Consider the following 4887-nt stretch of genomic DNA (forward strand, 5'->3'; position numbering starts at 1 on the left):
ACGGCGGACGGCCGTTAACCGTCACCCTGCTCTATGGAGTCCGGACCTTCCTCCCGCCGGCGCATTGCAACGCCGGCCAGCGGCTGTCTGGCTTACTTCAGGCGGCATTTTACCGCAATGAGGGCGCGCAGCCGCGCTATTTCATTGCACTTGCGTCATCGTGCCCTGCCAATGATGCCAAAACGGCATGAGACAGAATATTTGAGCGTACGTATAGTAGCTTTTTGCGCTGCCAGATCGCAGCAGCCAACATTACATCCCCAACAGGACAGAACACATGCACATCTGCGTACTGGGCGCCGGCGTCATCGGCGTCACTTCCGCCTATCGGCTGCTGGAAGCCGGCCATCAAGTCACGCTGGTCGACGCCGAGGCGCTGCCGGGCAGCCAGACCAGCCTGGGCAATGGCGCCCAGCTGAGCTTCTCCTACGTCGCGCCGCTGGCCGATCCTTCAGTCTGGACCCATTGGCCGGAATACCTGTTCAGCGCCGCTTCGCCGCTTACCTTGCGGCCGCAAATGGATCCCGCCCAGTGGCGCTGGCTGTTCAAATTCCTGGCGGCCTGCAATACAGGCCGCGTCCGGCAAACCACTATCGACCTGTTGCGGCTGGCGTTCTTCAGCCGTGAACAATTGCAGCAGCTGATGCAAGCGATGCAGGCGCAGCCGCTGGATTTCCAGCACCGCCGCGCCGGCAAGCTGGTGATGTACGGCGACGCCAAAGGCCTGGAAGGCGCCCGCAAACAAATCGAATTCCAAGCCCTGCACGGTTGCCAGCAGGAGATCATCGACGCTGCGCGCTGCATGCAGATCGAGCCGGCGCTAGCCAACGCCAGGCGCAACTGGGTCGGCGGCGTGTACACCCCGAGCGAAGAAGCCGGCGACTGCGCGCTGTTCTGCCGGCAGCTGGTCGAGGCCATGTCGCAACAGCCGGGTTTCCGCTTCGCCCACTCTCAACGCATCCATAAGCTGGAAATGCGCAACGGCGCCTTGACCGCTGTGCACGCCGGCCAGGAACAGATCGCCGCCGATGCTTTCGTACTGGCATTGGGCGCCGCCAGCGCCGGTTTTGCGCGCCATGCCGGCTTCTCGCTGCCGCTCTATCCGCTCAAGGGCTACAGCATCACCGTGCCCTTGAACGACGCCGCTACGCAAGCCGCGGCGCCGCAGGTATCGATCACCGACCTCTCCCGGAAAATCGTTTACGCCCGGCTGGGAAACCGCCTGCGGGTTGCGGGACGGGTGGAACTGGTCGGCATGGACCGCAGCATACCGGCCTCCGCCATCGATGAATTGAAGCGCGGCGCCAGCGAATTGTTTCCTGGCTGCGGCGACCTGTCCGACAGCGCCGGCTTGTCGCCGTGGAGCGGATTCCGGCCGGCGACGCCGAGCGGCGTGCCGCTGATTTCCGCTTCGCCGGTCAAGAACCTGTACCTCAATGTCGGCCACGGCAGCCTCGGCTGGACCCTGGCGCACGGCAGCGCAAGCCTGCTGGCGCAACTGATCGCGGGCGGAGCAACCGCCATCGACTCCGCCCCTTTTGCATTCAGCACCTAACCAAGGATAGCCATGAAACTCATCACCAACCAGCAAGTCGCGGAACTGATCGACACCGGCGACGCCATCGCAGCCATGCGCCAGGCTTTCGCCGGCATCGGACAGGGCGCGCAGCAAGCCAGGATACGCACCAGCGCCGGCCCCGTCATGATGTCCAGCATGGGCGCCTTGCTGCCGGCCGCCGACATCGCCGGCTACAAGGTCTACACCACGGTCAACGGCAAATTTCATTTCGTCACCGTGCTGTTTTCCACCGAAGACGGGCGGCCGCTGGCGGCGATTGAATCCGACACCATGACCGGCTTGCGCACCGCTGCCGCCACCGCAGTCGCCGCCGATCATCTGTCCAGGCAGGATGTGGCCACGCTGGCCGTGATCGGCACCGGGGTCCAGGCCCATTCGCATGTGCCGTCCTTGCTGGCGGTGCGCAAATTCAAGGAAATCCTGGTCGCCGGCCGCAGCGGCCAGCAGCAGTTTGCAGAACAGATTACGCAGCAAACCGGCATCCCGGCGCGCGCCGTCAGCATCGACGAGGCAGCCCAAGCCGGCGACGTGGTGGTTACCGTGACGCGCTCGGCCACACCACTGTTTGCCGGCGAGCTGCTGCAAGCCGGCGCCTTCGTTGCGGCAGTCGGCGCCAGCAAAGGCAACTTGCGCGAACTCGACGACCGTGCAATCGCCCGCGCCAACGCGCTGGTGGTCGAATGGAAACCGCAGGCGCAACAGGAAGCCGGCGACCTGCTGCTGTGCCAGCCCGGCACGTTCGCCTGGGACCAGGTGTGGGAGCTGGGACAGATCGTCGACGGCAGCAGCACTTACCGGCGCCAGCCGGACGACCTGGTGATCTACAAGGCGATCGGCGTCGGCCTGGAGGACGTCGCCCTGTCCGGCCTGGTTTACCGCCGCGCCTGCGAACGTTTCGGCTGGTAAGCCCTGCCGCAAGCGGGATTGCTTGCGGCCGCCATGCCGTCAGTCTAGAATCGGGCCACCGATGACTACTGACGACATGCGCACATGGAATTCCACCTGCTGAGCTTCCTGAAGACCGTGCTGTTTGTGCTGGCAGCGCTGTTGCCGATCATGAATCCACCCGGCGGCGCGCCGATTTTCCATGCGCTGACCATCTCCGCTTCCGACGCCACCCGCAACTCGCTGGCGCGCGGGGTCGCCATCAATTCCTTCCTGCTGCTGGTGGGCGGCATGTTCATCGGCACCCATGTGCTGGCATTTTTCGGCCTGTCGCTGCCGGTGGTGAAAGTCGCCGGCGGCCTGCTGGTGGTCGCCACCGCCTGGAAAATGCTGAACTCCGATGAAACGCCGATGGCTGAAGCGGTGCCCGCATCGCTCTGGACCGAACAGCTGGCCTCGAAGAAGGCTTTTTATCCGCTGGCATTTCCGCTCACCGTCGGCCCCGGCTCGATCTCGGTCGCCATCACCCTCGGCGCCGGCATACGCGTGCCGAGCGTGCCGCTGCCGCTGTCCATGATCGCGGCCGTTGCCGGCCTTGCGCTGGCGGCGCTGGCGGTCTATCTCAGCAACCGTTTTGCCGGCGTGCTGATACGGTTGCTGGGCGAGACCGGCACCACCGTCATGCAGCGCATGACTTCGTTCATCTTGCTGTGCATCGGCGTGCAGATTCTGTGGGACGGCGTCAGCGGCTTGTTATTGCTGGGGCAAGCGCACTAAATCACTTTTTCTCGCTTTGCAGAATTCTAGTGATAAGATTATTGCCTCACCAATCCACACGGAGTACACCATGTTGAAAAAAATGATGGTAGTTGCGGCAATGTTTGGCATGCTGGGAGCGCTGTCAGCTTGCAATACGGTTTCGGGTATGGGCAAGGACGTGCAGACCGGTGGTGAAAAGGTTCAAGACGCGGCTCAGGACGTGCAGAAGAAAATGTAATTCCAAGGGGGATCGCATGGGGTGGGCAGCGTTACCGCCCACCCCTGCCGTCTCTCATTTCAACAATATTTAGCAGCATGGAATCGCCTCGCTGCCAGATTCCGACAAGAATCCTCATCCCAATTTATGTGACTGGAGTCAGTTGCATATGCCGTCATCGCGACGTGATTTATTAGCCAATCAAAAATGCTCTTTGCAGAATGATGGCCATTCATGGAAGTGCCACCGCGTCGCTCGGTGCACCAGGCACTGCGACTCGAAACTTCAAGCCTTCCAGCAGCTTGTCCCACAGGGACAGGGCTTCGTCGTCGTTGACGGAAGCGACGGATGCGGCTCCAACGCGGTTGGCCTTGACCTTGCTGTACATCGTTACGTCCAGCATGGCAGGCTTGGCCACATTACCTGTTTCGCCGATAAACTTCCATTCAAAGTCATGGGTGCCATCAGCACGACGCACCAGCGATTCCTCGCCGGCCCAACCATGCACGGTGCGTTTGCCTTCGCGCAAAGTGACGAATTTGGGGTAACTTTCACCCAACTCGTTACGCCTATCATTGATTTGTTTGAGCAGGCTGTGGCCATTACTGCCCTTAGTGCTCGCGTTCTTGTTGCTCTCGACACTGAAGGTCACATCGGGCAGAGTCGGCAGCAGCAAGCCGGTCGCAAAGTATTCCTGTTTGTCGTAGGGCGCATCGCGCAAGAAACCGTACTCAAGGCACAGGCCGGGCTCTTCGGGCACTTCGGATGGTGCCCTCGGGCGCAGATTGGAGGCCAACATAACTGTTTTCTGAGTGATACTCTCGACGGTACTGTTGACGCTCTTGGCGATCGCCGTCTGCCAACGAAAAATGTGCGGGCCAACAACGTGGTAAATCTGAAAGCCTTCAAGCTGGACTACCCTTGCCCCCTCACTTCCGAACGAGCGAATCCACATCACGTTAGGCGCCGGGCCTTCGCCTAAGAAATTGATCGTTGCGGTCTTGTCCTTTGCAAGAATCTCGTTCCGCTTTGCCTCCACGATCTGCTTCAGATCCTTGGCGCGATTGGGGAACGTTTCAAAATCATCCGTCCCCCAAATCAGCGTCGCATCCTGCGGCACTTCAAGTACATAGCGCCCAAAGCAAAGTAGCTTGGAGTCGGCAAAGAGTTGTTCGATTCGTTGATTCATCATCGATTATGTGATCAATTCTTCTTTCCGCATCACGTCGCATTGTGGGTATCCAGGCAATACTTGCCATACCACGCACGAAACTTAACCACAGCCCAACGACTAGCTATTCTCGACGACGTAGTTCTTTTCAAGCTAGGGTACAGGAGTCCAATAGGGGGCAAATTAGTAGTTAATTTACGTTCACCTTGAACGGATCGACAGGCTTCCACAGGCGGTTGACAGGCTCGATAGGCTCCAAAGCCCAAGCAGGTGTCA

Annotated in this window: 6 protein-coding genes; 5 read left to right on the forward strand and 1 reads right to left on the reverse strand. The window is 60.5% G+C overall.

Annotation, left to right across the window (positions count from 1 at the left end; translation table 11 throughout):
• The 5 genes from JWQ61_RS09600 to JWQ61_RS09620 all read left to right on the forward strand — a co-directional run.
• Nucleotides 1-191: hypothetical protein (locus JWQ61_RS09600; RefSeq protein WP_304360330.1), on the forward strand; the 191-nt coding region annotated here is incomplete at its 5' end.
• 86 nt (nt 192-277) lie between these two features.
• Nucleotides 278-1555 carry a D-amino acid dehydrogenase gene (locus JWQ61_RS09605; protein WP_304360331.1) on the forward strand — a complete coding sequence of 426 codons (1278 nt, stop codon included), beginning with the start codon at nt 278-280 and terminating at the stop codon, nt 1553-1555.
• 12 nt (nt 1556-1567) lie between these two features.
• Nucleotides 1568-2485 carry an ornithine cyclodeaminase family protein gene (locus JWQ61_RS09610; protein ID WP_304360332.1) on the forward strand — a complete coding sequence of 306 codons (918 nt, stop codon included), beginning with the start codon at nt 1568-1570 and terminating at the stop codon, nt 2483-2485.
• A gap of 84 nt (nt 2486-2569) precedes the next feature.
• On the forward strand, nt 2570-3241 hold the full coding sequence (locus JWQ61_RS09615; RefSeq protein WP_304360333.1) for a MarC family protein: 672 nt from the start codon (nt 2570-2572) through the stop codon (nt 3239-3241).
• Nucleotides 3242-3311: 70 nt separating this feature from the next.
• Nucleotides 3312-3461 carry an entericidin A/B family lipoprotein gene (locus JWQ61_RS09620; protein WP_120237356.1) on the forward strand — a complete coding sequence of 50 codons (150 nt, stop codon included), beginning with the start codon at nt 3312-3314 and terminating at the stop codon, nt 3459-3461.
• A gap of 211 nt (nt 3462-3672) precedes the next feature.
• Here JWQ61_RS09620 and JWQ61_RS09625 read toward each other — a convergent pair whose 3' ends face one another.
• Nucleotides 3673-4632 carry a T6SS immunity protein Tli4 family protein gene (locus JWQ61_RS09625; RefSeq protein WP_304360334.1) on the reverse strand — a complete coding sequence of 320 codons (960 nt, stop codon included), beginning with the start codon at nt 4630-4632 and terminating at the stop codon, nt 3673-3675.
• Nucleotides 4633-4887: the final 255 nt, after the last annotated feature.

It is taken from the genome of Collimonas fungivorans (genome assembly GCF_028292705.1).
GTDB classification, from domain to species: domain Bacteria; phylum Pseudomonadota; class Gammaproteobacteria; order Burkholderiales; family Burkholderiaceae_D; genus Collimonas; species Collimonas fungivorans_B.